At 36.8% G+C, this 707-nt stretch carries 1 protein-coding gene; it reads left to right on the top strand.

Features of this window, described 5'->3' with window-relative positions; genetic code table 11:
* Positions 1-139: 139 nt before the first annotated feature.
* Positions 140-595, top strand: coding sequence for an IS200/IS605 family transposase (gene tnpA, locus HMPREF9225_RS09685; protein WP_040551894.1), 456 nt, complete (start codon positions 140-142; stop codon positions 593-595).
* The last annotated feature ends 112 nt before the right edge of the window (positions 596-707 follow it).

Raw genomic sequence — 707 nt, 5'->3', positions numbered from 1 at the left:
GGTGCTTTTTGTAATTAGAAAACCCCCGGTTAGACCGGGGGTTCCGTTTAGCTTTAGCGATGAAAAACAAATAAAAAGACCTCCATGTTAAAATAAAAAAGTGGTTTACCAAAACACAAAAATAACAGGAGGAATTTTAATGAATTTATCACATACGCATAGTCTATCACACACAAAATGGAATTGTAAATACCATGTAGTATTTGCGCCGAAATATAGGAGAAAAGTATTTTATGGAAGTAAGAGATTAGAAATAGGAGCAATACTAAGAGAATTATGCAATTGGAAAGAAGTAAACATAATAGAAGCAGAAGTATGTCCGGACCATGTGCACATGCTACTAGAGATACCACCAAAACTAAGTGTATCAAGCTTTATGGGATTTTTAAAAGGGAAAAGTAGCATAATGATATACGAAAAATGGGGAAGCTTAAAATACAAATACCGAGGAAGGCAATTTTGGTGCAGAGGATATTATGTAGATACGGCAGGAAAGAATACGCAAGCAATAAAAGAATATATAAAAAACCAACTAAAAGAAGATGAACTAAGTGGACAAATAACAATGGATAATGTAGACCCCTTCAGGGGTTAGCAAGTAGAAATTGCAAGTGGCAAACCACAGGCGTCCTTGAGGCGCAGCTAGTAGAAAAGGTCCTTTGGACCGCATAGGAAAAACCACCGGCTACGCCGGTGGATTTTTATTG

The organism is Peptoniphilus duerdenii ATCC BAA-1640 (assembly GCF_000146345.1).
In the GTDB taxonomy this organism is placed as follows: domain Bacteria; phylum Bacillota; class Clostridia; order Tissierellales; family Peptoniphilaceae; genus Peptoniphilus_B; species Peptoniphilus_B duerdenii.
Note: the sequence above shows the minus strand (reverse complement) of the source record. Positions and strands in the feature narration are given on the sequence as shown.